The 23,496-nt window shown below is 64.1% G+C and carries 23 protein-coding genes; 11 read left to right on the top strand and 12 right to left on the bottom strand.

From position 1 onward, the window contains the following. Positions 1-5 precede the first annotated feature (5 nt). Complete coding sequence (metA, locus tag AB5Y51_RS04585; protein ID WP_010672713.1) at positions 6-953, bottom strand: homoserine O-succinyltransferase; 948 nt, start codon at positions 951-953, stop codon at positions 6-8. A 144-nt stretch (positions 954-1,097) separates the two neighbouring features. Between metA and AB5Y51_RS04580 the strand changes: the two genes are divergently transcribed. Together AB5Y51_RS04580 and AB5Y51_RS04575 are read left to right on the top strand one after the other, a co-directional pair. Next, entirely contained in the window at positions 1,098-2,342 is a 1,245-nt protein-coding gene (locus AB5Y51_RS04580; RefSeq protein WP_029313584.1) for an HD-GYP domain-containing protein, read from the top strand. 28 nt (positions 2,343-2,370) lie between these two features. Beyond that, the gene (locus AB5Y51_RS04575) at positions 2,371-3,546 is read left to right on the top strand and encodes a competence/damage-inducible protein A (protein ID WP_368178103.1); all 1,176 of its coding nucleotides are present in this window, start codon (positions 2,371-2,373) and stop codon (positions 3,544-3,546) included. Here the strand turns inward: AB5Y51_RS04575 and AB5Y51_RS04570 are convergent. Then, complete coding sequence (locus tag AB5Y51_RS04570) at positions 3,543-4,058, bottom strand: metal-dependent hydrolase (RefSeq protein ID WP_010672710.1); 516 nt, start codon at positions 4,056-4,058, stop codon at positions 3,543-3,545. The genes AB5Y51_RS04575 and AB5Y51_RS04570 overlap by 4 nt on opposite strands. A gap of 394 nt (positions 4,059-4,452) precedes the next feature. Here AB5Y51_RS04570 and AB5Y51_RS04565 point away from each other — a divergent pair, with 394 nt between their 5' ends. The 3 genes from AB5Y51_RS04565 to AB5Y51_RS04555 all read left to right on the top strand — a co-directional run bounded on the left by AB5Y51_RS04565 (position 4,453) and on the right by AB5Y51_RS04555 (position 8,174). After that, positions 4,453-6,117 (top strand): DUF342 domain-containing protein, encoded by a 1,665-nt coding sequence (locus AB5Y51_RS04565; protein WP_042864529.1) that lies wholly within the window; start codon positions 4,453-4,455, stop codon positions 6,115-6,117. A gap of 113 nt (positions 6,118-6,230) precedes the next feature. Further along, positions 6,231-7,040: a sugar-phosphatase gene (gene yidA / locus AB5Y51_RS04560; protein ID WP_041214347.1), complete on the top strand. Its 810-nt coding sequence runs from the start codon at positions 6,231-6,233 to the stop codon at positions 7,038-7,040. A gap of 363 nt (positions 7,041-7,403) precedes the next feature. Next, entirely contained in the window at positions 7,404-8,174 is a 771-nt protein-coding gene (locus tag AB5Y51_RS04555) for a gamma-glutamyl-gamma-aminobutyrate hydrolase family protein (protein WP_010672706.1), read from the top strand. A gap of 146 nt (positions 8,175-8,320) precedes the next feature. On the opposite strand, the gene AB5Y51_RS04550 is transcribed toward AB5Y51_RS04555, so the two are convergent. The 7 genes from AB5Y51_RS04550 to AB5Y51_RS04520 all read right to left on the bottom strand — a co-directional run bounded on the left by AB5Y51_RS04550 (position 8,321) and on the right by AB5Y51_RS04520 (position 13,697). Beyond that, a complete protein-coding gene (locus AB5Y51_RS04550) occupies positions 8,321-8,725 on the bottom strand; it encodes a hypothetical protein (RefSeq protein ID WP_010672705.1) in 405 nt (134 codons plus the stop codon). A 71-nt stretch (positions 8,726-8,796) separates the two neighbouring features. Beyond that, positions 8,797-9,507, bottom strand: a complete 711-nt coding sequence (locus AB5Y51_RS04545) for an HAD-IA family hydrolase (RefSeq protein WP_368178102.1) — start codon at positions 9,505-9,507, stop codon at positions 8,797-8,799. A 95-nt stretch (positions 9,508-9,602) separates the two neighbouring features. Further along, positions 9,603-10,580, bottom strand: a complete 978-nt coding sequence (gene xerC / locus AB5Y51_RS04540) for a tyrosine recombinase XerC (RefSeq protein WP_368178101.1) — start codon at positions 10,578-10,580, stop codon at positions 9,603-9,605. Continuing rightward, complete coding sequence (locus AB5Y51_RS04535; RefSeq protein WP_010672702.1) at positions 10,573-11,253, bottom strand: DUF484 family protein; 681 nt, start codon at positions 11,251-11,253, stop codon at positions 10,573-10,575. Before AB5Y51_RS04535 ends, xerC begins: the two co-directional genes overlap by 8 nt. Before the next feature lie 79 nt (positions 11,254-11,332). After that, a complete protein-coding gene (gene dapF / locus AB5Y51_RS04530; RefSeq protein ID WP_029313578.1) occupies positions 11,333-12,163 on the bottom strand; it encodes a diaminopimelate epimerase in 831 nt (276 codons plus the stop codon). A gap of 62 nt (positions 12,164-12,225) precedes the next feature. Beyond that, complete coding sequence (gene lysA, locus AB5Y51_RS04525) at positions 12,226-13,476, bottom strand: diaminopimelate decarboxylase (protein ID WP_039039806.1); 1,251 nt, start codon at positions 13,474-13,476, stop codon at positions 12,226-12,228. Positions 13,477-13,496: 20 nt separating this feature from the next. After that, positions 13,497-13,697 (bottom strand): lipoprotein, encoded by a 201-nt coding sequence (locus AB5Y51_RS04520; RefSeq protein ID WP_082180910.1) that lies wholly within the window; start codon positions 13,695-13,697, stop codon positions 13,497-13,499. 73 nt (positions 13,698-13,770) lie between these two features. Between AB5Y51_RS04520 and cyaY the strand changes: the two genes are divergently transcribed. Together cyaY and AB5Y51_RS04510 are read left to right on the top strand one after the other, a co-directional pair. Further along, the gene (cyaY, locus tag AB5Y51_RS04515) at positions 13,771-14,085 is read left to right on the top strand and encodes an iron donor protein CyaY (RefSeq protein ID WP_010672698.1); all 315 of its coding nucleotides are present in this window, start codon (positions 13,771-13,773) and stop codon (positions 14,083-14,085) included. After that, positions 14,082-14,735 (top strand): alpha/beta hydrolase, encoded by a 654-nt coding sequence (locus AB5Y51_RS04510; protein WP_103243827.1) that lies wholly within the window; start codon positions 14,082-14,084, stop codon positions 14,733-14,735. Before cyaY ends, AB5Y51_RS04510 begins: the two co-directional genes overlap by 4 nt. Before the next feature lie 186 nt (positions 14,736-14,921). Here the strand turns inward: AB5Y51_RS04510 and AB5Y51_RS04505 are convergent, their stop codons facing one another. Beyond that, a complete protein-coding gene (locus AB5Y51_RS04505; protein WP_109112266.1) occupies positions 14,922-17,441 on the bottom strand; it encodes a class I adenylate cyclase in 2,520 nt (839 codons plus the stop codon). Between the two features lie 322 nt (positions 17,442-17,763). On the opposite strand from AB5Y51_RS04505, the gene hemC reads away from it, so the two are divergent. Genes hemC through AB5Y51_RS04485 form a run of 4 tightly spaced genes read left to right on the top strand, consistent with a single transcriptional unit; the run spans position 17,764 to position 21,721 of the window. Next, positions 17,764-18,693 carry a hydroxymethylbilane synthase gene (gene hemC, locus AB5Y51_RS04500; protein ID WP_368178100.1) on the top strand — a complete coding sequence of 310 codons (930 nt, stop codon included), beginning with the start codon at positions 17,764-17,766 and terminating at the stop codon, positions 18,691-18,693. Between the two features lie 46 nt (positions 18,694-18,739). Continuing rightward, on the top strand, positions 18,740-19,474 hold the full coding sequence (locus AB5Y51_RS04495; protein ID WP_048208940.1) for a uroporphyrinogen-III synthase: 735 nt from the start codon (positions 18,740-18,742) through the stop codon (positions 19,472-19,474). Continuing rightward, positions 19,471-20,547, top strand: coding sequence for a uroporphyrinogen-III C-methyltransferase (locus AB5Y51_RS04490; protein ID WP_039039811.1), 1,077 nt, complete (start codon positions 19,471-19,473; stop codon positions 20,545-20,547). The genes AB5Y51_RS04495 and AB5Y51_RS04490 overlap by 4 nt, the downstream gene beginning before the upstream one ends. A gap of 10 nt (positions 20,548-20,557) precedes the next feature. Next, a complete protein-coding gene (locus tag AB5Y51_RS04485) occupies positions 20,558-21,721 on the top strand; it encodes a heme biosynthesis HemY N-terminal domain-containing protein (protein WP_045523022.1) in 1,164 nt (387 codons plus the stop codon). Between the two features lie 168 nt (positions 21,722-21,889). Here AB5Y51_RS04485 and AB5Y51_RS04480 read toward each other — a convergent pair whose 3' ends face one another. Together AB5Y51_RS04480 and glpX are read right to left on the bottom strand one after the other, a co-directional pair. Next, complete coding sequence (locus tag AB5Y51_RS04480) at positions 21,890-22,141, bottom strand: YkgJ family cysteine cluster protein (protein ID WP_010675884.1); 252 nt, start codon at positions 22,139-22,141, stop codon at positions 21,890-21,892. 141 nt (positions 22,142-22,282) lie between these two features. After that, positions 22,283-23,293 (bottom strand): class II fructose-bisphosphatase, encoded by a 1,011-nt coding sequence (glpX, locus tag AB5Y51_RS04475; RefSeq protein ID WP_039040467.1) that lies wholly within the window; start codon positions 23,291-23,293, stop codon positions 22,283-22,285. Between the last annotated feature and the right edge of the window lie 203 nt (positions 23,294-23,496).

Here is a 23,496-nt window from a genome sequence, read left to right as displayed (position 1 = left end):
GGGCTCTATCCCTTGGGCTGCTGGTAGGTAAACACCTTGCCGATGTCTTCCACCTTGTAGCTGGTCAACTGGTAGACGTAATAGTTGAGCCAGTTGGAAAACAGCAGGTGACCGTGGCTACGCCAGGTGGCGCGCGGGGTCTGGCTCGGGTCGTTGTTCGGGTAATAGTTGACCGGAATGACGGGGGTGAGCCCGGCCGCCAGATCCCGCCTATATTCCCCATCCAGGGTCAGAGCGTCATATTCCGGATGGCCGGTGACGAACACCTGGCGACAATCCTTGGTGGCGGCCAGATAGACACCCGCCTCTTCCGACTCGGCGAAGATCTGCAGATCGGTGTGGGCGCGGATGAGATCCCCGTCGAAGGCCGCATAACGGGAGTGGGGCGCCACGAATTCGTCATCGAAGCCACGCAGCAGCGCCTCGTGCTCGTCGAGGCGGTGGTGGCGATAGACCCCGGAGAGCTTCTCGCCGTGGGTCTGCTTTTCCATGCCGTACAAGGCTTTCAGCGCCGCCTGCACCGCCCAGCAGAGGAAGAGGGTGGAGGTGACATGCTGATGGGACCACTCGATGATCTCGACGATGCGGGGCCAATAGACCACCTCCTCGAACTCCACCAGCCCGAGCGGCGCCCCCGTGATGATCATACCGTCGTAGTTGTTGCCTCTCACCTGCTCGAAGTCGTGATAGAAGTTCTCCAGGTGCGCCTGGGGCGTGTTTTTCGACTCCCGATCGTCGATGCGCAACAGATCCACGTCCACCTGCAAGGGCGAGTTGGAGAGCATCCGCATCAGCTGGATCTCGGTTTCTATCTTCTTGGGCATCAGATTGAGGATGAGCACCCGCAGCGGGCGGATGTTCTGGGTGACGGCCCGGGATTCCGTCATCACGAAGATGTTCTCCTGCCCCAGCACTTCGGCGGCGGGCAACTGGTCCGGGATCTTGATCGGCATGCTGACTCCCTGTACTGCATCGGTAAATATGTCTGGACATCTAGAAGCCTATAATAAAGCGCTCCCGCTGTCATCAGATACCTTTTGTATTCACCCCGCCCTTTGACTAGCATACGGCTCAGTGTGTCCCTCGTGCCCAACCCCATGACAGGAATCAAGATCTCCGTAGAACGGCTGCAAGTCGGCAATTATGTCTCCCTGCCTTTGGGATGGCGTGAGCACCCGTTTCTGTTCTCCAGCTTCAAGCTCAAGAGCGAGGAGGAGATCGAGCTCATTCGTCGCCTTGGCCTCAAGCTGGTGACCATCATTCCCGACAAGAGCGACACGCCGCCCAAGCCCCTCGGCCAGACCCAGCCCCAGGCAGATGAGGTTGAGGGAGAGGGTCTCGTCGCCCGCCAGGAGGAGATGCAGCAGGAGAAACTGCGGCGCATCGAGCAGTTGCAGCGCTATCGCCGCGACCTGCAGCAGTGCGAGAAACAGTTCCGCCAATCCCTGGCCCAGGTGCGCAACCTCATGGGCAAGATCCAGTCCCGCCCCCTCAACGCCATCAGCGAGGCCCAGGAGCTGATCAACGCCATGACGGAGCAGCTCCTCTCGGTGGACGAGATGGTGCTGCACCTGGTCTCTGACAGCGATGATGGCAACAGCCTGCAGTTTCACTCCCTCAACGTCAGCGTGCTCAGCATGCTGCTCGCCCGGGAGTGCAAGTTGCCGGCCGAGGCGATTCGTCAGGTCGGCATGGGGGCCCTGTTCCACGACATCGGCAAGCTGAGGATCCCGAGCCAGATCCTGCGCAAGACGGAGCCGCTGACCAAGCCGGAGCAGAACCTGATGGCCCAGCATCCCCGCTACGGCCTGGAACTGCTGGGGCTGGTCAGCGATTTTCCGGAAGCGGCCAAGCAGATAGTGCAGAACCACCACGAGTACCTGGACGGCACCGGCCCCCAGGGGCTCAAGGGGGATCAGCTCGATCCCCTCACCCAGATCGTCTCCCTCATCAACGAGTACGACAACCTCTGCCACCTGGAGGCCAAGGTGCCCTACGCGGCTCTCGGCAGCCTCTACAAGCAGCGCAAGTCCCAGTTCAACGCCGATCACCTCGGCATGCTGATCCGGTTGATGGGGGTCTACCCCCCGGGCAGCGTGGTGCAGCTCTCCAACGGCCAGGTGGGGCTGGTGATGTCGGTCAACGCCTCCCGCCTGCTCTACCCCGCCGTGCTGGTATACGACCCCCGCATTCCGCGCCAGGAGGCGGCCATCATCGACCTCGACGCGGCCGGGCTGACCATCGCCAAGGTGATCCAGCCCAAACGCCTGCCCCCGGCGGTGTTCGAATACCTCAATCCCCGCACCCGGATCAGCTACTACTTCGAACACGGCAAGCCCTGAGAGGGCTGGCCCCACCCAAGGAGTCCCCATGCGCATCGAGATCATCAGCACAGGCGACGAGATAGTGACCGGCCTGGTGGTGGACACCAATGCCGCCTGGCTCAGCGCCCTCTTGCTGGAGCAGGGCTGGCAGGTGCGCCGCCGCGCCACCGTGGGGGACAACCTCGCGGATCTGACGGCCGTGCTGCAGGAGAGCGCCAACCGCGCCGAGGTGGTACTGGTGTGCGGCGGGCTCGGCCCCACGGCGGACGACCTCACCGCCCAGGCCGCGGCCGAGGCGTTTGACCAGCCCCTGACCCTGTTCCCGGACTGGCTCGCCACCATGGCCGAACGCTATGCCGGCCGGGGCCGCACCATGGCACGGAGCAACACCAAGCAGGCCTGGCTGCCCCGGGACTGCGAGATCCTCGACAACCCGGTGGGCACCGCCTGCGGCTTTGTGGTCTGCCACCCGGCCAGCCACGGCCAGAGCCGGCTCTTCTTCACCCCGGGCGTGCCGTTCGAATTCAAGCAGATGGTGCGCGAACAGATCATGCCCCGCCTCAAGGTGCTGGCCGGGGAAGAGACCGACACCGAGCTGCGCCGTTTCTACACCTTCGGCGTCTCGGAGTCCGCCCTCAGCGACATGCTGGATGCGGCCCCCTGGCCTGCCGGCATCGAGCTGGGCTACCGCTCCTCCATGCCCCTCATCGAGCTCAAGCTCATCGGCCACGGTGCCAGCACCACCGACATGGACGCCGCCGAGGCGAGGCTGCTTGCGGCCATCGCCCCCTGGCTGGTAGGGCGTGGCAACGAGGCGCCTGCCAGCCAGATCCTGGCCCTGCTGGGGGAGCGGTCGCTGCACCTGCAAGAAGGGGAGAGCCGGGGCGCCCTGCTGGCCATGTGTCACGGGCACCCGGCCCTGACCGCCGGCTTCAGCCACACCCTGAGCGACGATCTGACTCAACTGGCGGTGCCCGCCGCCCCCCTGAGCCTCACCATAGGCCGTGCCGGGCCGGGCGGCGTGCCGCTGCTGCTCTGCGCCGACGGGCAACTGCACGGCCAGACGCTCAGGGTCAGCCACCCGGATCCCGCGAGCGGTCGCCGGATCCTCGCCTTCGCCGCCCTCGACATGCTGCGCCGCCACCTGCTGGGGCTGCCGGTGCTCGCCGATTACCTCACCCTGACCCGAACGGCCACATGCCAGGAGGGCGCCCGGGGCTAGAAGTGAGCCAAACCTGCGCCGCCATGGACCCAGTACCCGGCGAGCGCCAGGGTCAGCAGGCAGAAGGCCCTCTCGTAACCCCCGCCGCTCTTGAGGGGCAGGCCGGGCAGGCGAAAGCGCCGACGCCAGGGCCAGAGCAGGGGAATGCCCATGGGGGTGAGCCAGTCCCCCAGCAGATGGCTGAGATAGCCCACGATGAGGGCATCCTTCACCGCCCCCGACAGCAACCAGGGGGCTTCCACCTGGGCCAGCCCCCAGACCCCCATCCCCACCGCCAGCAGGCTGTGGGTGAAACCGCGATGGCCGAACAGCCGGGAGAGCGGCCCCGAGATCCAGGGCAGTTGCCGCCCGAGCAGGGAACGGGGGTGATCGAGATCCGGCAGCAGGGCGCTCGCCAGGGCCATGGGGACGATGTGCCACAGGCTGGCATCGGCCAGGGCCGGAGTCAGTTCAACCTTGTGGGCAAGCAGGACGCAGGTGACGGAAAACAGCAGGTGGCCTTGGGCGGTCATGGGGCTCGTTCGGTTGGACAGAAAAAGGGGCTGATCGGTGACGACCAGGGTCCTCGCCCTGGGGCGGCGGCAGATTAAAATCCTTCTCTTCCTGCCTGGCAAGGTGATTTGCATCGCCACCTTCAACATGATGGACACTCTGGATAGCGAAAGCATAAGACGTCAGCATATTGCGCTAAAAAACTGCAATGGAATCCATGACATGGCCGGCTCCGCCCCTCTCCCGTCAGCCGATATTTCCCCAACCCGGCTCACCCATTTGCATTCAGATCGTTGACCCGGAAGGAAAAATACCCGAATACTGCGCGTTGGATCCGCCCCGGTGGCATTGGATGCCGGCAAGGAGAGGCCCCGGCATGGGGCAAACCGGACAGGGACAACGAAGGAGGGCCCGGTGTTAAGCAAAGCGTGGTTTCAGCTGTCGGCCGACATGAGCTATGTCTGCCTGCGCATCACCCCGGGCCTCACCGAGCCCATCCAGGAAAGCGACGTCCTGGCCCTGCTGCGACTCTCCAACTGCCGGCGCTACGAACCCCTCGGCGAGGGGATCCGCGAAGCCGTCACCCTGCTCAACGCCCTCATCGCAGAGCCGGATGCCCCCGCGCATCCGCCAGTCCCCATTGCCCGGCGCCAGGATGCCAGGCTGCTCATCCAGGTGGACAAGGACCAGATGAGCGCCAGGGCGCAGATCACCGCGGACTGGGGCGGCCAGCCCCTGACCCTGGCCCGGTTGCAGGAGGCCCTGGCGGCCAGCACGGTCAAGCAGGGGGTGAGCGAGCGACTGCTTGCCGCCGCCATCCAGGCAGCGGGTGAGGCGGCACCCGGTGCCCAGCTCAATCCCGTCATCGCCCTCGGCAAGGCCGCCAGGCACGGCCTGGATACCCGCCTGGAGCGGCTGGTGGAGACCGCAGCCGAGCGGATCCTCAAACCCCAGGAGCGGGATCACGGCAAGGTGGACATGCGCGACCTCGGCACCCTGCTCACCGTCAAGGCGGGGGCGTTGCTGATGCGCAGGCACCCCGCCACCCAGGGCATCGACGGCTTCACCGTGACGGGCCAGACCCTGACCGCCCGCCACGGCAAGGAGAGCGCCATGACGCCGGGTGACGGCACCTGCCTCTCCCCCGAGGATCCGGACCTGCTGCTGGCGACACGCCCGGGGCTCCCCTGTCAGGAGCGTGCCGGGATGCGGGTCGACGAGGTGCTCAACGTCAAGCAGGTCGACATCCGCCACGGCCACGTCGAGTTCGAGGGATCGCTGCTGGTCACCGGGGACGTCATGCCCGGCATGCGCGTCAAGACCAGCGGGGACGTAGTGATCGGCGGCTTCGTCGAGGGCGGCTACATCGAATCCGGCGGCACCATCACGGTGCGCAACGGCATCATAGGGCGCAAGCTGGCGGACGACGAATACCTCTGCCACCTCAACGCCGGGGGAGAGATCCACGCCAGCTATGCCCAGTACGCCAGGCTGGAGGCCGATGGCGACATCCATATCCTGAGCCAGCTCAGTCACTGCTATTGCCGCAGCGGCCAGGATCTCAAGGTGGGGGACAGCGCCATGCGCAAGGGGCACCTCATCGGCGGCATCAACATCGCCAACCGGCTCATCATGGCACCGGTGCTCGGAGCCTCGGCGGCCAACCGGACCCGGTTGCAGATCCTCGGTGGCTATTTCAGCCAGAAGGAGCAGGAGCTGGCGCTGCGCCAGCGCAAACAGACCTGCGCCGAGCAGATAGACAAGCTGCAGGATCTCATCCTGCGGCTGCTGCAACTGCCTCGTGACAAGCGCAATCCCGAGACCCTGCAGAAGATCAAGGCGCTGCGCACCCGCCAGTTCGACGAGAGCAAGAGCCTGGACGAGCAGCTCGCCGAGGCGCAGCGGGAGCTGCAGGCGCTCATGGCCAACATGGACATCATCGCCACCCAGCGCCTCTTCCCCGGCGTCGAGGTGGAGATGGCCCACCACCACAACAGGGTCGACATCGAGCACGGCCCCATCCACTTCGCCATCCGGGAAGATCAGCTGCAACTGACCCCCTACCAGGGCCAGCGCTGAGGGGCAACGTGCCCCCGCGTCGGCAGGCGGCGTGATCCCGGCGGCGATTTTCGCTACACTCGGCCTCCCCATGGCCCCATCGGGCGGGCCGGCCAGACTCAGGTAGTGAGAAGATGTACAAGCTGATCGCATTGGATATGGATGGCACCCTGCTGACCCCAGAGGGCCGAATCTCCCCCCGCACCCAGGCCGCCATCGCGGCAGCCCGCGCCAGGGGCGTGACCGTGGTGCTGGCCTCCGGCCGCCCGCTGGAAGGCATGACCGCCGCCCTGACCGAGCTGGGCCTCACCGGCCAGGATGACTACGTCATCTGCTACAACGGCGCCCTGGTGCAGCAGGTGTCCGAGCAACGCATCATCCGCAGCCAGTTGCTGACCGGCAGCGACGCCCGTGCCATCGCCCACCTGGCCTGTGAGCTGGGGGTGAACATCCACGGCTTCTCCGTCCGCCAGGGGCTCATCAGCCCCAGGATCAGCCCCTACACCGAGCACGAATCCCGCCTCATCGGTCAACCCATCAACCTGGTGGACTTCGCCACCCTGCCCGACGACGAGCAGATCATGAAGGTGATGATGATTGACCCAGAGCCCCTGCTCTCCCGTGCCATCGCCCAGCTGCCCGCCGAACTCCACGAGCGCTATACCGTGGTGCGCAGCGCCCCCTACTTCCTCGAGTTCATGAACAAGCGCAGCAACAAGGGCACCGGCGTCGCCGCCCTGGCCGAGCACCTGGGGCTGGATGCCTCCCAGGTGATCGCGGTGGGAGATGCGGGCAACGATCACCACATGATCGCCTACGCCGGACTCGGGGTCGCCATGGGCAACGCCACCGACGAGATCAAAGCGCTGGCACAGCACACCACGGGGCGCAACGATGAAGACGGGGTCGCCCAGGTGATCGAACGTTTCATCCTGAACGCCTGAGTCGACAAGGGGCCCTGTGGGCCCCTTCTGCTATCCGGTCGTCCGGCCAGATGTTTAATATATCCACCATCAAATCTCTCGCCGCACCAGGCATTCCCCCTCAAGCCCCTTTAAATGGGACTCACAGCCGTATCCCGACATCAACGGTTAACATAATTGCATCATTTTGTTTGACATATTGAACGGCCTTGGCAGACTGGAGGCAGGATCCAGGCTGTCGTTGCCAAGGCTGACCGACGATTCTGGCACGCTGGCGCGACCCTGATCCCACGACCATGCCTTGAGGCATGCCCTTGCGAGCCGAGGCGGCAAGGGCCTTCCCAAGGCGCAGGATGAGACCGCCAAGGATAGCCAAGGTGACCTATGCCCAACCCCAGTTCCCATAACAAACCCGTCGTGCTGATGACCATGGGGGCCCAGACCCGCAGTGGCCACGCCTACCAGGTCATGACCCACAAATACATCAAGCCTCTGGTGGAGATCAGCGGCTGCGTGCCGCTGCTGGTGCCCACCTGCTGTGGCACCGAGGATCTGGAGCAGTATCTGGACCTCGCCGACGGGGTCTATCTGAGCGGTGCCGGATCCAACATCGATCCTGCCCTCTATGGCCAGGAGAACCTCACCCCGGAGAAGCCCCAGGACAGGGACAGGGATCTGTTCGATATTCCCCTGGTGCGCGCCGCCCTCGACCGTGGCCTGCCGATCCTCGGGATCTGCCGCGGCATGCAGGAGATCAACGTGGCCCTGGGGGGCGACATTCACCAGAAGGTCTATTGCGAGCCGGGTTATGACGATCATCGGGAGGATGCGGATGACCCGGTGGACGAGCAGTATGGCGAGAGCCATCAGGTCGAGCTGGTGCCCGGTACCTGGCTGGCCGAGCTGATGGGGCAGCCGTCGATTCCGGTCAACTCCCTCCACGGGCAGGGGATCAAGACGCTGGCCAAGGGGCTGGCCCCCCTGGCCCATGCCGAAGACGGGCTGATCGAGGCGATCCACGCACCCGCCCTCTCCCCCTTTCTGCTGGCGGTGCAGTGGCACCCGGAGTGGAAGGCCAGCGAGAACCCCCACTCCATCAAGCTCTTCACCGCCTTTGGCGACGCCTGCCGCCGGTTCAGGCAACAGGTCGGCTAGTCGCCAGATCCCTTGAGCCTGGGCAGGGCCTCGTACATCGGGGGCTGCCCGGAGGCATCCGACGTGACAGGCCTGTAAAACCCCCACGCCATCAAGCTGTCCACTGCCTTCGGCGACGCCTCCTGCCCGCTCAGACAGCAGACGGGCTAGTCGCCAAATCCCTTGCCCTTGAGCTTGGGCAGGGCCCCGCGATCAGGGCGCAGGGTTCGGCAGACATCCAGCCCCTTGAGACCCCGCTGGATATGGTCCGGGGCCTGCCCGAGCACCATGCCGTTGCCGCGATAGAGACGGGCATCCTCCAGCTCGAACAGCTCGCCGCCGATGAGCAGTTGCTCCCGACCATTCACCACCTTGCCCCGTTTCAGGGGTAGGGTCATGTCCACCTGGATCTCGCCGGTGGCACACCCCTCGCGCCAGCGCGCCTCGTCGGAAAACGGGGAGATGGCGATCTCCCGCCAGGATCCGTCCCTGAACTCCATCCGGTAACGGTCTTGCACCAGATCGCATCCCGCCAGCATCACGGGGATCGCCAGCCAGATGACACCCTTCATTCCCTTCACACCCTTGCTCCCTTGTTGTTATTGCCAGATATAGATCACGGAATCTGTCCCTCATCCCCAGCTCAGAGCAGCAGGGTGGCCAGATCCTGCAGCTGCCCCAGCTCCACATCCGGCAGCAGCGACAACGACTGCCAGGACTGACCGCTCTCGTTGAGCCAGGCGGCCCGAAAGCCGTGCAGCCTGGCCCCCAGCACGTCGGTCACCGGGTGATCCCCCACATGGAGGATGCGGCCGGGGGTCAGCCCCAGGGCCTCTTGCACCTGCACGAACATGTCGGGCGCCGGTTTCATTCTGGCTCCCGCTCCCGCCTTGCAGACCAGGGTGAAGTAGCCAGCCAGACCCGCCTGCTCCAGATCCAGGTTGCCGTTGGTGATCACCGCCAGCGGGTAGCGCGCCGCCAGACGAGCCAGCAGGGCGTGAGTCGCCTCGCTCACCTCTATCTTCGAGCGCTCGGTCATGAAGCCGGTGAACACCGCCCGTGCCTGCTGCTCCGCCAGCCCGGGCTCCATGCCCCCCTGCACCAGGGCCTCGCGAATGCCACGCTGGCGCGCCAGGCTGACGTCGTGGCTCAGCGCCGGGTGGTCCAGCAGCAACTGGCGCTTGAGCGCGAGCCAGCGCGCCTTGTCCAGCATGGCGGTAGCCAGGTATTCGCTGCGCAGGTGGTCCAGCATCCACTGTTCCGCCCGCGCGATGGCGGGGCCGTTGTCATAGAGGGTGTCGTCCAGATCGAACGAGATGGCAGCCACCGGCTGCCAGCGACGGTAAAACTGCATGGCTGTTCCTCTTTACTCCTCATCCTCTGGCGTTGCGGGCTCCCGCCTGACCCGGGCGACGTGGAGATTGTCATCCCCGCAGATCGCACACCACATCACTCATCCTCCGGCGTTTCCGGATCCCGCTTCGCCCGCGGGTGGGCACTGTCATATACCTTGGCCAGATGCTGGAAGTCGAGGTGGGTATAGATCTGGGTGGTGGAGAGATCCGCATGCCCCAGCAGCTCCTGCACCGCTCGCAGATCGCCGGAGGATTCCAGCATGTGGGTGGCGAAGCTGTGGCGCAGCTTGTGGGGATGCACGTGGGCATTGAGAGCCTGCTTGTTGCCCCAGCCCTCGAGCCGCTCCTGTACCGAGCGGGCCGAGAGCCTCTGCCTGCGCTTGGAGACGAACAATGCCTCCCCCTCGTCACCGGCCAGCAGGGGGCGTACCTTGAGCCATTTGTGCAACCACTCCACCGCCATCCGCCCGATGGGCAGCACCCGCTCCCGCGAGCCCTTGCCGATCACCCTGAGCTGGCGCTCGTCGAGCTTCACGTCCGCGAGGTTGAGCCCCACCAGCTCGGCAAGGCGCAGGCCGGAGGAGTACATCAGCTCCATGATGGCGCGATCCCGCACCGCCAGCGGATCCTGCTCGTCGGTGATGTTGAGCAGCTGGTACATCTCGTCCACGTCCAGGTTCTTGGGCAGGGGCCGCCCCTGCTTGGGGGTGACGATGCCACGCGCCGGGTTGGCGGTGAGCCGCCCCTGGCGCACCTGCCAGTCGCAGAAGCTGCGCAGGGCCGACACCTTGGTGGCAAGGGAGCGGGGCGCCAGCCCTCCCTTGTGCATCCGGGTCACCAGACTGCGCACCTGGCTCGCCTCGAGCCGGGCCCAGTCGTCGACCCCGAGCTTCACCAGCTCGGCGGTCATGGCTTCCAGGTGGGCCTGATAGTTGCTGCGGGTGTGGGGGCTGAGCTGGCGCTCGACCCGCAGGTATTCGATAAAGGCGTTCAGCTCCCCCGCCAGTGCGACCGGCAGGGGGTCGGCGGCAGGGGGCGTCCTGGCAGGGGATCGGGTCGTTGCCTTAGCCACGGGCCAGCTCGGGCAGACGCAGCTGCAACAGACGCCCCAGCTGACCCAGCAGCAGGGTGTCGTTGTGGGGGGTGAAGTGGCTGGGATCCGAGCTCGCGAAGGCCAGCACGCCGAGCTCCCCGAGCCGCATCAGGGCCACCGAATTGACCAGCACATCATTGCCAAACAGCGCCTGCTTCTCGCTCTGGTTGAGGCGGCCGAAATAGTAGTCCGTGCCGGGCAGGCGCTGGCCCAGCAGTTGTTCGAGCTGTTTGCCCTGCGCCAGGAAACGCTGCTCGGGGCCGCTCAGCTGGAAATGCCTGGGGTTGAGCCAGAGCCGCAGGCCGGTGAGTCGCAGCCGCTGGACGAAGGCCTTGCCCATCACGGCGCTCAGCTCGAACAGGGTCTGGCAGCCGTAGATCTCCCCGTAGAGATCCGCATAGACCCGGAAGATCCGCTCGTTCTCGCTGGCGACCCCCATCAGTTCGGTGATCTCCTGCTCCAGCTGCTCGATGCGCTCCCGCTGTCTGTCCAGCTGGCGCTCCACCAGGGAGATGGTGCCCTTTTGCGCATGGGGAATGCGGATCTTGTCCAGCATGGCCCCGTGACGCAGGAAAAACTCGGGATAACGGGCCAGGTACTCCAGCACTGTGGCTTCATCCACCAGTGATTCCTGCCGTTTGAGTTCGCTCATAACTTGGTTGATCCATCCGAAAAAGGGGCCAAGGGCCCCGATATGATCCGTTGATGGAGCGGGATCACCCGCTCCTTGTCTACAACTCTATCTGGCCGTCAAAGACGTGCTCGGCCGGCCCCGTCATGTAGACGGGCTGACCCGGTCCCTTCCAGGCGATGGTCAGCTTGCCACCCGGCAGGGTGACGGTGACCCGCTCCTTGAGCTTGCCCTGGCTGATGCCTATCACCACGGCCGCACAGGCCCCGGTCCCGCAGGCCAGGGTCTCCCCCACCCCGCGCTCGAAGACCCGCAGCTTGATCTCGCTGGCGTTGACCATCTCCATGAAGCCGACGTTGACCCGCTCGGGGAAGCGCTCGTGGCGCTCCATGATGGGTCCCAGGGTCTCCACCGGCGCATCGGCCACCGAGGGCACCTCGATGACGCAGTGAGGGTTGCCCATGGAGACGGCACCGCACATCACGGTGTGATCCTGGGCCCGCAGCAGATACGTCTTCTCCGCCTTCTGGGCACGGAACGGGATCTTGCCCGGCTCGAACTGGGGCACCCCCATGTTGACCGTGACCTGGTTCTCCCCTTCCAGCTGCAGAGTGATGCGGCCCCGGGCGGTGCTGACCGCGATGCGATCCCGGTTGACCAGCCCCTTGAGACGCACGAAACGGGCGAAGCAACGGGCCCCGTTGCCGCACTGTTCCACCTCGCTGCCGTCGGCATTGAAGATGCGGTAATGGAAGTCGAGCTCGGGGTCATAGGGCGGCTCCACCAGCAACAGCTGGTCGAAGCCGATACCGAAGTGACGATCCGCCAGCTTCTTGATGATGTCGTTGCTGAAGAACACCTTCTGGGTGACGCCATCCACCACCATGAAGTCGTTACCGAGGCCGTGCATTTTGGAAAACTCAATCAACATCGCGCGTTCCTGTCTCACCGTTAATCACGCTCTCACATGGAGGAACGCTGAAAATCCATCCATCACGGCAGCAGGTGCTCGCCACGCCAGAGATCCGCCAACTGCTCCCGCTCACGGATGAGGTGCGCCTGGTCACCGTCCACCAGCACCTCGGCCGCACGGGGTCGGGTGTTGTAGTTGGAGGACATGGTAAAGCCGTAGGCGCCGGCGGAGCGCACCGCCAGCAGGGAGCCCTCGGCAATCGCCAGGGTACGCTCCTTGCCGAGGAAGTCGCCGGTCTCGCACACCGGGCCCACCACGTCATAGAGTGCCTTCTCGTGGGTCGCCCGGCTGTCCACCTCGATGATGTTCATCCAGGCGCCGTAGAGGGAGGGGCGCAGCAGATCGTTCATGCCGGCGTCGATCAGGGCGAAGTTGCGGGTCTCGCCGGGTTTGAGGAACTCGACCCGGGTCAGCAGCACACCGGCGTTGGCGACGATGGCGCGGCCCGGTTCGAACAAGAGGGTCAGATCCCGGCCCGCCAGCTTCTGCTTGAGCGCCTCGGCATACTCGGTGGGGTGCGGCGGCTGCTCGGCGCCGTAGTTGACCCCCAGGCCGCCGCCCACGTCCAGGTGATGGATGTGGATGCCTTCCGCCGCCAGCTCGTCGATGAGCTTGAGCAGCTTGTCCGCCGCCTCCATAAAGGGATTCAATTCAGTGAGTTGCGAGCCGATGTGGCAATCCACGCCCTTGATCTCGATGTGGGCCATGGCCGCCGCCTTGCGATAGATGGCGGGCGCCTGTTCGATGGGGATGCCGAACTTGTTCTGCTTGAGGCCGGTGGAGATATAGGGGTGCGTGCCTGCGTCGATGTCCGGGTTGACCCGCACCGAGACCCGCGCCTTCTTGCCCATGCTGCCTGCGACCCGGTTGAGGCGCTCCAGCTCGGCTTCGGACTCCAGGTTGAAGCAGAGGATCTCTTTTTCCAGCGCAAGGCGCATCTCGGCTTCGCTCTTGGCGACGCCGGAGAAGACCACCTTGGCCGGATCACCGCCCGCCGCCAGCACCCGGGACAGCTCGCCGCCGGAGACGATGTCAAAGCCCGAACCGAGGCGTGCCAGCAGATTAAGCAGGGCCAGGTTGGAGTTGGCCTTGACCGCGTAGCAGATCAGGTGGGGAATGTCGCCAGCCGCCTGGTCGAAGGCATGCCAGTGGCGTTCCAGGGTGGCGCGGGAGTAGACATAGAGCGGAGTGCCGTACTGGTCGGCAAGCTGTTGCAGGGGAAGCTGTTCGGCCTGAAGCTGACCGTCTGCGTCGTAGTTAAAGTGATCCAAGGGGGCGGTTCCTTCCTAGATTATTGCGGCGCGGCCTCTGAGGCCGGTGTAGCGGTCGCAGGCGAGGCGGCTTGCGGTGTACTCTCTGTCTTGGGCGGTGTCTGCTCTGCAGGTGCGGGCTGTTCGGCCGGCGGCATGTAGAGCGGCCCCGTCAGGCCACAGGCGGCCAACCCGAGCGACAGCGACGCGGCAAACAGGCACTTGGTGAACTGGGTAATCATAATGGTTCGCTGCGAAAAAATTTTTGGCCCTCTATAATCGCACTCACATTGTTAAAAGCAACAGGATAAACCGATGAAGGATCACGAGTATCACGCCCTGACCGACGCCTTTTTCCAGTATGTGGAAGACACCATCGACGAGGGGTATCCGGATATCGACTGCGAACGCGCCGGCGGGGTGCTGACCCTGAGCTTCGAGAACAAGACCAAGGTCATCATCAACAAGCAGGAGCCCCTGCACCAGATCTGGGTCGCCACCCGGGAGAACGGCTTCCACTTCGAGCTGCGCGGTGACAGCTGGATCGACAACCGCTTCGGCGACGAGCTCAAGGCCCTGCTGACCCGGGCCTGCACCACCCAGGCCGGCGAGCCCGTGGTCTTCTCATAACGGATCTGCATCCCGAAGGTGCCCGCCATGCGGTGATCTGGCTGCACGGGCTGGGGGACTCCGGCGCCGGCCTCGCCCCCCTGGTGGAGGCGCTGGCCCTGCCCGCCGACCTGCCCGTCCGCCATCTGCTGCCGGATGCGCCCGAGCGCCCCATCACCATCAACATGGGCTACCGGATGCGCGGCTGGTACGACATCAAGAGCTTCGAGGATCCGGCGGATCGCGCCGTGGAGTCCCATGTCAGGGAGTCAGCGGCCCGTATCGCTTCGCTGATCGAACAGTTGGTGGCCGAGGGTTTCGCCCCCGAGCGCATCGTGCTGGCCGGCTTTTCCCAGGGGGGCGTCATCGCCTCCTTCACCGCCCTGCGCCATCCGGTGCCACTGGCAGGCCTGCTCTGCATGTCCACCTATCTGGCGGTACCCGATGCCCTGCCCGGCGAAATGAGCGAGGCGGCCCGCGCCCTGCCCATCTGCTACATGCACGGCATCTATGACGACGTGGTGAACCTCTCCATGGGCTGGGACGCCAAGAACCGGCTGGAAGCGGTGGGACTCAGCCCCGAGTGGCACGAATACCCCATGCGCCACGAGATCTGCCGCCCCCAGCTGGGCGACATTCGCAGCTGGTTGCTGGCCCGCCTCGGCGCCTGATTGTCGGATCACGGGTAAGACAACGGCCTGCATCAGCAGGCCGTTTGCTTTCATCCCTGACGGCGATGCTCGCCGACATCCGTCACTGGCTGCGCCCCCTCCACGCCAGATTCCCGTACCACGGATAGGACAACGGCCTGCATCATGCAGGCCGTTTGCCATCTTGCCGGTGCTGTTATCAGCACATCATCCTACTTCCCGCGCCGCGCCTGGCGTGTCCCGCTGCGGGCTCTGGCTGCGGTAGGGGATCACATCGAGTTTGTCACCCACCTGCACGATTTCGTAGTACTGGGGCAGGTTGAAGTTGCTGAACTGACCCGCATTGCTGAATCGCTCGTGACCCGAGGTGTAGAACCGGTTCACCCCCTGTACCAGTTCGTCCTTGTTGCCGGCGAAGTGCTGGTAGATCTCCACCCGATTCGCCTCGTCCAGGATATAGATGTTGGTGCCTGCATCCCGGGTATCGAAGAAGAACTGCACCAGCCCTTCGCTGGCGTAGGCGTCGACGATACCGGGCAGGTGCTGGCTGTGAGTCTTGTCGAGGCGCAGCGGCAGGTGATCCAGCTTGTTGTGGGAGATGTGGCGGTAGAAGTCGATGGCGTTTTCCAGCTTCTTGACCGACACCCCGCGCCGCTCGAAGAAGATGCCGTACTTCTCCTTGCCGAGCGCCAGCGTCTTGACCAGCTGCTGCTTGTCCCGGGCCAGGCGCAGCTCGATGCATTCAGCCACAAGCTGCTGGAAGCGGGTGCGCACCAGGGAGCGGAAGTGCTGGCTGTAGCAGAACACCTCGATCATCTCGGGGGCCGCGGCATCCTGGTGCATCTTGCCGAGGATGGTGGTGAGGGCGTCCACCACGGCTTCCTCCCCCTCGAAGTGCAGGGTGCGGATCTCACTCCAGGAGTTGCGATAGACGAGATCCACGGATCCCACCAGACACTCCTGGTTGCGACCGAACGAGAAGACATCGGCGGCGTTGGCATCGAACTCGATCACCTGCCCCACCCAGTGGCTGGACGGGTCCGTCTCCAGGTTCAGGAAGATGGAGAGCTGGCGGATCTCGCACGGCCGGCTCAGGGCCAGGTTGGTCGCGCGGGGATACTTGACCGGGAAGGTGCCGGAGAGATCGCGACAGAACTGATGCAGGTTGTCGATGTGCAGATCCGAGCCCTGGTTGAACAGGTGTACCCGGGACTGGGGCGTCAGCAGGCCGTTGAAATAGGCCCAGGCCACCAGCTTGCTGATGTAGCCGTTATATTCGAGCGGCGCCCGGCCAATGATGTCGGCGGGTTCGAGGGAATGCTTGTAGAGATACCAGCCGGCGCGATTCAGGCGGCCGTGGGGTACCTGTACCAGGCTGAGATCCGGCTCGCCGAGATCCGGCGCAATCTTGAGGTTGATGCGCTGCACCTTGCCCGGCAGGCTCTCGAATGCGGCATAGAGCTTGCGCGACAGGATGCCGATGTCTTCCGGGTTGATGGACTCGCTGATGTTGTTGCGCCGGGCGAACTGGATGAGGTTGCGGTAGCTCTGCATCAGAGCCTCCAGCAACTCGGCGTAGGCCACCTTGACGTCCTCGACCTTCCACTCCTGGCGGTGATCAAGGTGGTAAAGGCGCTCCGGACTCCAGCCCCAGTAGGCTACCAGCTGGGCCATCTGCTCCCGGCGCCAGTCCGGGGAGTGATCTTCCTTGGGATGGCTCAGCCCGTCGCACACCTTCAGATAGAAGCAGCGACGCACCAGATCGAGGCGCTGCATGTCGCCGATGGACTTGAGGTAGTTGGTCACCTTGTCCAGCATCAGGCAGTAGTTGTCGAGACGGTAGTGCATCCCCTCGTTGTGCTGGAACCAGTCGCGACTGGTCACCGACAGCAGCCGGGTGTTGGGATACTCGTGGGAGTAGGCCTCCATCAGCACCGACTTGAGCACCGCCTTGTAGGGGGAGTCGATCCCCTTGTAGAGCTGCCACAGGGCGGAGCCGAAATACTCCTCGGCAGGAATGCGATCAAAGCCGCCGAGATCGAGCCAGTCATCCTGGCTCAACTTGCCGTGGGCAAACAGGCCGTTGACGTAGTCGTCGTAGTGGTCGTCATACTCGCTGGGCACCAGATACCAGAGCAGCCGCTTGCCGGCGATGTGCATGGCGCTGCGGTAGAACTCGTCGAGCAGCAGCAGGTGCTGGGCGCTGCCGCAGCTCTCCCCCTGCATCTGGGCATCGTTGCGCTGACGGAACTTGTCTTCGGGGATCAGGAAGAAGTTGAGATCGACCCCCCGCTGCTCCGCCCACATGGAGAGGTGCTGGCACTTCTGTTCCAGCAGGGCGAGGCGCTCGCTCGACAGACCGGCCACATGACAGACCCAGATGTCGAGATCCGAGTGGCAGCACTGACCGATGGAGGAGGTGCTCCCCATGGAGTAGAGGCCCTGAATGGACTTGTCGTGGGTACTGAGACCGCCCTGGCAGTTGGCGTTCTGGCAGAGATCCTGGATGAAGGCCTGCTGGGCCTCGTTGGCGACAAAACTCCAGATACCATGAGGCACATCCCCTGCCACATAACCGGGCAACAGGGGGTGATTGAAGTGCAGCATGACAGGCAGCAAGTGGAAAACCTGCTGCCCGTAGCGACTCATGAGATCCAGCGCTCGTTGCGTCTTGAGACGATTGAGTTCGTCGTAGCGCGCCACCAGCGTGTCGAGTTTAACCAGCAATGCCCTACCTATGGGGAAGAGAAATGACGCACCAAAACGGGGAGACGTCAAAAAAGTGTGATCATGTTAACAATGCAAACAGCAGTGGTAAACAAGCCCGCACACAATCACCGGATTATTTCTGACCCCGTTCGTAACGGTATCAGCGGAAAGCAATAAAATTGCTTGTTTTCAATAACTTAAAATCAATTATTGGCTGAATGAAAATAATTTTCAGCCCCCGTTTTTGAGCTTGGCCCCGCTTTTGCGGGCTGCGCCATGAAAGCCCCTGCAAAGGGTGGTAAGATCGTTTTCCTCTCAAAAGATGAAACAACTGATTGATATGGCAGCCCGAACCCTGAGAATTGCCACTCGAAAGAGCCCACTGGCCCTGTGGCAGGCCAATTTTGTGAAAGATCGGCTGGAGGCACTCCATCCGGATCTGCAGGTCGAACTGGTGCCCATGAGCACCCAGGGTGACAAGATCCTCGACACCCCCCTCGCCAAGGTCGGCGGCAAGGGGTTGTTCGTCAAGGAACTGGAGACTGCCATGCTGGAAGGGCGTGCCGACATCGCTGTCCACTCCATGAAAGACGTACCTGTGGAGTTCCCCGACGGACTCGGCCTGCACACCATCTGTGAGCGCGAAGACCCGCGTGATGCCTTTGTTTCCAATCATTTCAACCAGATAGGCGAGCTGCCTCAAGGGGCCGTGGTCGGCACCTCCAGCCTGCGCCGTCAGTGCCAGCTGCGCGCTGCCCGCCCTGATCTCGTGATCCGCGACCTTCGGGGCAACGTCAACACCCGCCTCGCCAAGCTGGATGCCGGTGAATATGACGCCATCATCCTGGCCGCCGCCGGCCTGAAACGACTGGAGATGGCCCATCGCATCGCCGCCTTCATCGAGCCCGAGCAGAGCCTGCCCGCCAACGGCCAGGGGGCGGTCGGCATCGAATGCCGCCTTGACGATCACGAGCTGCATGCCCTGCTGGCGCCGCTCGAGCACGCCGAAACCCGCATCCGGGTGCTGACCGAGCGCGCCATGAACCGCGCCCTGCAAGGGGGCTGTCAGGTGCCCATCGGGGCCTATGCCCTGGTACAGGGAGAAGAGGTATGGCTGCGTGGCCTGGTGGGCAGCCCGGACGGTGCCCGCGTCATTCGCGACGAGATCCGCGGCCCCCTGGCAGAGGGCGAGGCACTGGGCCACACCCTGGCCCAGCGCCTGCTGGCCGCCGGTGCCGACGTTATCCTGGCCGAGGTCTACCGGGCATGAGTGCAGCACAGCCAGGTTCGCGGTCATCTGCCCGGAGCGCCCCCTGATGGTCCCCCTGGTGGTGCGCCCGGCCGCCCAGGCCAACCAGCTGGTGCAGATGCTGCACCAGTTGGGTCATGCACCGCTCTGCTGTCCGTTGCTGGAAACCCGGCCGGGATGCGACCTCCCTCACCTGAGTGACATGCTGCGGGAGGCGGACCTCGTTATCGCCGTCAGCATGCATGCCGTTCATTTTGCACATCATTTTCTGTTGCAAACTGGTCAGACCTGGCCACATATTGATTACTTTGCAGTCGGCCAGGCGAGTGCGGATGCCTTCGCCGAGGCGGGCATCCAGGCCCTGTGCCCGGCCGATCCCCGCAGTGAAGGGCTGCTGGCCCTGCCGGCGCTGCAAGGGGTGAGTGGCCGCCGGGTGCTGATCCTGCGCGGCAACGACGGGCGGGATCTCATCGCCCGGACGCTGGCCTCACGGGGCGCACTGGTGCACTATTGTGCCACCTATGAGCGCCACTACCCCGATCTTGACGGGGACGCATTGACCCGCCACTGGCAGGCAGCCGGGCTCGACAGCCTGCTCATCACCAGTGGCGAATTGTTGCAGCGGTTGCTGGCCCTGGTGCCCGGCCCGCAGCACCCCTGGCTTTATGACCGCCTGCTGGTGGTGCCCAGTCCCCGGGTGGCCGAGATGGCAGAAGGGGCTGGTTTTACCCGTATCGTGATTGCCCAAGGTGCATCCAACCAGGCTCTGGTGGCCGCCCTGGAACTGAGGAAGATGGAATGACTGAACAGCAAGAAGTCCAGCCGAGTGCCGCGGCCACCGTGGCCGACAACAACAAGCCCGCTCCCGGAACAACAGGGAGCAAGAAGGGCAGCTCTGGCACCGTGCTTGGCGGCATCGCCATCCTGCTGGCCCTGGGGCTGGCCGGTGGTCTCTATGTGCACGGACACCAGAACGCCGTTGCCCAGCAGGCCGAACTGGTAGCCCTCAAGCAGCAACTGGCCGACGCCATGACCAGGATTGATCAGGGCAGCAGCAAGGATGCCGAACAGATCGGTGCCCTCGGCAAGAGCCAGCAGCAGTTGCAGGAGGCGCTGGACGCCTTGCAGACCAAGGTGCTGGATCTGGACGACAAGCGCCCCAATGACTGGATGCTGGCCGAATCCGAATACCTGGTGCGCATGGCGGGCCGCAAGCTGTGGCTCGAACACGACATCGTCTCCGCCATCACATTGCTCGGCAACGCCGACGAGCGCATCAAGGCGCTCAACGACCCCAGCCTGATGCCCATTCGCAAGGCGCTGGCGGAAGACATCGCCAAGCTCAAGGGGATGCCACGGGTCGATCGCGAGGGGTTGACCCTGAAGCTGGCCGCCCTCTCGGACCAGATCGAGCTGCTGCCCCTCTCCACCGTCAGCATGCCGGAAGCCAAGAGCGAGCCCGACCAGACCGTCAGCACCAACCCGGACGAGTGGCAGAGCAACCTGAAGAAGAACTGGGTCAAGTTCACCGAAAACTTCATCACCATTCGTCGCCGCGATGGCGCCGTGGAAGCCCTGCTCTCCCCGCAGCAGGAGATCTTCCTGCGGGAGAACCTCAAGACCAAGCTGCTGCAGGCCCAGCTCGCCGTCTATCGTGAACAGCAGTCACTCTATGTCGACAGCCTGGAGAAGGCCCAGCGCTGGCTGACCCAGTATTTCGATGCCGACAACAGCGCCACCCAGTACATGCAGTCCGAGCTCGACAAGCTCAAAGGCGAGCAGATCCAGTTTGACTACCCGGATCAGTTCAAGACCCAGACCATGCTGGAACAGGTGCTGACCGAACGCCTGCAACGCATCCTGGCCGGCAACTGAGGAGGAGACCATGATTCGTCTGATCGTCATAGTCGCCGTGATGGTGGCGGGCCTCATCTTCGGTCCCGAAGCCTCCGGCAACAAGGGCTATGTGCTCATCTCGCTGGGCAACTACACGGTGGAATCCTCGGTCACCAGCGCGGTGATCCTGGCGGTGCTGTTCTACGGCGCCCTGCTCATCGTGGAATGGGTGCTGGCCCGCCTGTTCGGCCTGCGCCGCAAGACCCAGGGCTGGTTCGGCTCGCGCCGCCGCCGCAAGGCCAACCTGCAAACCGTCAATGCCACCCTGGCCATGGCAGAGGGGCACTACAACCAGGCCGAGAAGCTTCTCATCAAGGGCGCAGACAACAGCGACACCCCGCTGCTCAACTACCTGAGCGCCGCCCGGGTGGCCCAGGCCCGGGGCGATGACGTGCGCCGGGACCACTACCTGCAGAAAGCTCAGGAAGAGAACCCCAAGGCAGAGCTGGCACTGACCCTGATCCAGACCCAGTTGCAGATTGAGCAGGGCCAGTACGACAGCGCCCTCGGTCGCCTCGAGTCCATCTATGCCCTCAACCCGCGCCACCCCATGGTGCTGGATCAGCTGCGTCAGGTGTACCTGGCCCGTGAAGACTGGGCGGCCCTCATCGATCTCGCCCCTGCCCTGCGCAAGGTGGGCAAGCTGACCGCTCAGCAGGAAGAGACCCTGCTGCACCAGGCGTGGTGCGGTCGTCTGGAGGCCGCCAGCGGCTCCCTCGACACCCTGCGCACGGTCTGGCAGGGTCTGCCCCGCAAACAGCGCCAGGATCCCGTGCTGCTGGCCAGTTACGGGGATCGCCTGCGCCGATTGGGGGCCGATGCCGAAGCCGCCGATCTCTGGCTGGAGGCCCTGCGCAAGGATCCCTCCCCCGAGCTGTTCGCCCGTCTGCCCAAGCTCAAACTGGACGACTACCAGCCCATGCTGACCCTGCTCAGAAAGATCCAGGATCAACCGGGCGCCGAAGCGGCGCTGGCCCGGGTCTGCCTGCTGGCCGGTCAGCTGGACGACGCCCAGCGGCTGCTGGAGCAGGAAGTGGCGAAGGCGCCGGATGCCGCCCTCTACCACGCCCTCGGCCAGGTGATGGACAAGCGCCGCCTGACCAACAAGGCCAACGAGTACTACCGCCAGGCATTGCAGCTGGCCGACATCTGACGCCCGTTCGTCGCGAAATAAAAAGAGGCCGCAATTGCGGCCTCTTTTTATTGGGATTGTTTATTGCCATTGTTCCGAATGGTGGCTCTCTTCTCCCCTTGCGGGAGAAGGGGGCGGGGATGAGGAGGACAAGCAGACACCCTTTCCCCGAGGGAGAGGGTCAAGGGCTCAGGCGGTCAGCCGCTCCAGCTCGCCGATAAGCCAGATGGCCTCCTGGCGATGGGAGCCGCACACGTCCGCCATGGGGCGAAAGCCGCCGCACACCGCCGGGCGCTCCGGCTGGCCGAAGATCTTGCACCCCAGGTGCGCATCGAGCTGCACACAGGGCACACCGGCGGGCTTGCCGTCCGGCATGCCGGGAATGGCACTGCTGATGCTGGGGGCGATGCAGCAGGCACCGCATCCCTGACGACATTCCATGTGATTTTTCCTCTGTGGGGCACCGCAGTGTAGCAAGGAGTCCGGTTTCTCCTAAGCCTTATCCCTGCCCGGGCACCCTGGCGCCCTGCAGAGCGCAAAAAGCCCGGCAGTGCCGGGCTTTTTGCGGCGGGAGTCAGCACATCACAGGATGATGTCGCGTACCACGCTGTCTTTGCGATCCAGGAAGTGGATCGACTTGATACGACGGATGGTGCGCGATTTACCGCGGATCAGCAGGGTCTCGGTGGTCGCCATGACGCCGTCGCTGGTGATCCCTTCCAGCAGATCACCCTTGGTGATGCCGGTGGCCGAGAAGATGACGTTGTCATTCTTGGCCAGATCTTCGAGCTTGAGCACCTTGCTCACGTCGATGCCCAGCTCCTCGCAGCGCGCGATCTCCTGTTCACCCAGGGCGCGAACCTCGGGGCTGTCACCCTTGACCTGGTGGCGGGGGATCAGGCGAGCCTGCATGTCGCCGTCCAGGGCGCGGATCACCGCGGCGGAGATCACCCCTTCCGGCGCGCCACCGATGCCGTAGAGCATGTCCACTTCGCTGTCCGGCAGACAGGTGAGGATGGAGGCGGCCACGTCGCCATCGGGAATGGCGAACACCCGCACTCCCAGGCCCTGCATCTCCTTGATCGCCTTGTCATGACGCGGCTTGGCCAGGGTGATGACGGTCAGACGGGAGAGGGGCTTGCCGAGCGCCTTGGCCACGGCCTTGAGGTTCAGCTCCAGGGCCTGATCGAGATCGATGGCGCCTCTCGCCTTGGGGCCCACGATCAGCTTTTCCATGTACATGTCGGGGGCCTTGAGGAAGGATCCCTTGTCACCCACCGCCAGCACGGCCAGAGCATTGGCCTGACCCATGGCAGTCATGCGGGTCCCCTCGATGGGGTCGACCGCGATGTCCACGGCGTCGCCCTGACCCGTGCCCACCTTCTCGCCGATGTAGAGCATGGGGGCTTCGTCGATCTCCCCTTCGCCGATCACAATCTCGCCATCGATCTGGATCTGATTGAGGATGTGACGCATGGCCGCCACGGCCGCGCCATCGGCGATATTCTTGTCACCACGTCCGAGCCACTTGTAGCCAGCCAGTGCAGCCGCTTCCGTCACTCGGGAAAATTCGATTGCCAGTTCACGTCTCATCGCATATCCAACCTTAGGAGCTCGAAAACGGGCGGCATTCTACCACAAGGGCAAACCTTTGCGCGTAAAAGTGGCGACCAGCCACATAAATCCCGGTTTTCATCCCGCTGACATGGAACCGACACGGTTTGTTCATTGCACGGTCACCCGACTGTCATCTGTCACTTCTAGCATGGCCCCGTCTTTTAAAACAAAAGCTTGCA

The sequence above is a fragment of the Aeromonas sp. R7-1 genome (assembly GCF_040908115.1).
Classification (GTDB): domain Bacteria; phylum Pseudomonadota; class Gammaproteobacteria; order Enterobacterales; family Aeromonadaceae; genus Aeromonas; species Aeromonas caviae.
The sequence above is the reverse complement of the archived record's forward strand: the minus strand, read 5'-3'. Positions and strand labels throughout refer to the sequence as shown.